The following is a 3,133-nucleotide window of genomic DNA, read 5'->3' as shown; positions in this document are numbered from 1 at the left end:
CTGCTGCCTTCCGACCTATCCGAAGGCAAGCTGCGGTCGGAGATCGAAACGACGGGCAGCCTGACGGTGCAAGCGGAATTGCGGGATCCGGCGGGCAAGCTGATCGGACGTCATGAGGCACAAATCGACGGCAAAGGGGCGATTGAGCTGGACGTGCCGCAGCCACAGCTGTGGAACGCTGAGCAACCCCGGCTGTACGAGCTGGTTTTGACAGCCGGTCAAGAAGTGCTGCGCTTTCGGGTCGGCTTCAAAAAGGTGGAGATCACAGGCGGCATCTTCCGCATCAACGGCCGCGCCGTGAAGCTGAAAGGGGTTAACCGCCACGATTCCCATCCGGAGCTGGGGCAGACGATTCCGGTGAACCATATGATTACAGACCTCAAGCTCATGAAGCGGCATAACATTAACACGATCCGGACCTCGCATTATCCGAATGACCCGAAGTTTCTCGATCTCTGTGATGAATACGGGTTTTACATCATTGATGAAGCGGATCTGGAGTGCCATGGCGTGACTAGAACGGGCGAGCTCGAAGCGGGTGTCTTCCATAAGCTGTCGAACAACCCGGATTGGAAGGAAGCGTTCGTGGAACGGGCTGTTCGCATGGTCGAGCGGGACAAAAACCACGCCTCCGTCATCATCTGGTCCATGGGTAATGAATCCGGATATGGGGCCAACCATATAGCCATGGCGGAGTGGACGAAAGCGCGGGATGCCTCACGTCCGGTGCATTACGAAGGAGCGGATCCCCGGTATTACAGCGATTCGGATACGTCCTGCCTTGATATGGACAGCCGTATGTACCCCTCGGTAAAGGAGATCGAGCGGTATGCGCTCGATGAGAACAGTTCCAAACCGCTGTTCCTCTGCGAGTATAGCCATGCCATGGGTAACGGACCGGGCGATTTGCAGGATTACTGGAACGTGATTTATCGCTATCCGAAGCTGATGGGCGGCTGTGTCTGGGAATGGTGCGATCACGGCATTGCCGCGGAGACGCCGGACGGACAACGTTATTATGCGTATGGCGGCGATTTCGGTGATCAGCCAAACGACGGGAACTTCTGTATCGACGGCTTGGTCTTCCCGGATCGCCGGCCGCACACTGGGCTGCTGGAATTAAAGCAGGTTATTGCGCCTGTGCTGATCGAGGCGGAGGATGCGGTTCAAGGCCGGTTCCGCGTGCTGAACCGTTATGATTTTAGCAGCCTGTCACATCTGGCGGTCAGTTGGAAGCTGGAGCGGGAAGGAGAAGTGCTGCAGCAAGGGCGGTCAGGCCCGCTAGCCGCCGCACCGGGTGAGACGGAGATTCTCTCTCTTCCCTATGATCTGACGCTGGCGCAGGAGGGGTCGGGACCGCTCACCTTAACCTGCTCGGTCCGGCAGCAGCTGGACACACCTTGGGCGGAGGAAGGGTACGAAATCGCCTTTTATCAATTTGAATTGCCGGGGGCCAAGGCAGCGTTGGCCCAAGAGCAACGGCAAAGTGAAGAATACGCTACCTTTATGACGGCGGATGAACAGGACGGCTTGCTCACGGTGCGTGGGTTTGATTTCGAGCATGTCTTTGACCTGAAGAAAGGGATGCCGAAGCAGGTGTCGAAGCACGGCGTACCGTTGCTCGCTAGTCAGGCCCGGTTTAACATCTGGCGGGCCCCGATGGATAACGATATGCACATCCGCAAGGAATGGGAAGCGGCAGGACTCGACCATGCCGCGATGAAGGTGTACGGGAGTCACTGGGAGCAAAAGCCGGACGCTTCGGTCGAAATCATCGTCGACTTCTCGCTCGCCAGCTACACCTTCGAACCGTTCGTGCGCGGCAGCGCCGTATGGACGGTTGGGGTCACGGGCGAGATCCAACTGAAGGTTCATGCCGAAGCGCGCGAGAATCTTCCTTTCTTACCGCGCTTTGGTCTCGAGCTGACGATGCCGAAGGGGACCGAGGAGATCGAATATTACGGCTACGGTCCGCATGAGAGCTACATCGACAAACGGGCGAGCGTACGGAAAGGCAAGTATTTGCTGTCGGTGGACGACATGTTCGAGAACTACGTCATGCCGCAGGAAACCGGTTCTCGCTACGGTACGGATTGGGCAATCGCATCCACCATTCAAGGCATGGGACTGAAATTCACAGCGGCACAGCCGTTCTCGTTCCAGGCTTTGCATTACACCGCCGAGGACCTGACGGCAGCGCAACATACGTACGAACTCAAGCGCCGCCCCGAAACGATCGTCACGCTCGATTACCAAATGAGCGGCGCCGGTTCCGGCTCCTGCGGCCCGCAGCTGGCAGAGCCTTACCGTTTTGCCGAGAAGTCGTTCGATTTCGAGTTGACGATCCAGCCGGTATTTAAGGAAGAAGAATAGAGACTGGATCAGTCGTAGTAAAGAACCGTTCCCTGGCCTAGTGGCTGGGTGAGCGGTTTTTTACGGTTACGGAGGTAGGTCGTCTATCCGATCCCCCCTTTTGAAGGATTATCCCGTTGCATCAGGTGTTGAAGAAAGAGAAAGAGTAACAGTAAGCAAAAATTGAAAGAGTAAAGAAAGAGTAATACAAACGGAAGTAGAAACATAAACAGAAACAGAATTAGAAACAGAATTAGAAGTAAAGATAGACATAGACACAGACACAGGCAAGATATAGACATGGACATGGATATGGATATAGATATAGGCATAGGCATAAATGTATGCATAGTTATAGATATTGTTGAAGGTGCAGATGTAGATATTGATGTGGTTGCATATTTGGATATGTATTTGGTAATAGAAATTGGTATAGATTATATACATGTATCATGAATATATATTACAATACATATCCAAATACAGATTCGAGCACATATTTTAATATAGATTTGAATACAGATTTATCCCTTGCCTGTTGTTCAGCCCTTGCATTAAGCTGCAGCTGCAATGGACGGGTTCTGGTGATGTGCGATTAACTGGCGGTAAGGGATCGCTGGAATGGACAGGCACATCTGCAGCAGGTCCTGGCGCATTTCTTCCTCGGAAAAGGTCATGCGCAGGTAACGGCGGACGGTGTACTCATTCAAATACGCCTGCAAATGCGTTATCCCCAAGGCGACATACGTGCGCCTGATAGAGTCCCTTGCTTCTCTCACGA

At 53.5% G+C, this 3,133-nt stretch carries 2 protein-coding genes and 1 pseudogene; 2 read left to right on the top strand and 1 reads right to left on the bottom strand.

The features are described 5' to 3' along the window. A partial coding sequence (locus tag POTG_RS08015; RefSeq protein WP_157273372.1) for a glycoside hydrolase family 2 TIM barrel-domain containing protein occupies positions 1-2,373 on the top strand: 2,373 nt, incomplete at its 5' end. Between the two features lie 279 nt (positions 2,374-2,652). After that, positions 2,653-2,808, top strand: coding sequence for a hypothetical protein (locus tag POTG_RS23750; RefSeq protein WP_157273359.1), 156 nt, complete (start codon positions 2,653-2,655; stop codon positions 2,806-2,808). A 98-nt stretch (positions 2,809-2,906) separates the two neighbouring features. Here POTG_RS23750 and POTG_RS23115 read toward each other — a convergent pair. Next, positions 2,907-3,133: pseudogene (locus POTG_RS23115) on the bottom strand (transposase); the annotation flags it as partial.

Source organism: Paenibacillus sp. oral taxon 786 str. D14 (assembly GCF_000159955.1).
In the GTDB taxonomy this organism is placed as follows: domain Bacteria; phylum Bacillota; class Bacilli; order Paenibacillales; family Paenibacillaceae; genus Fontibacillus; species Fontibacillus phoenicis.
Note: the sequence above shows the minus strand (reverse complement) of the source record. Positions and strands in the feature narration are given on the sequence as shown.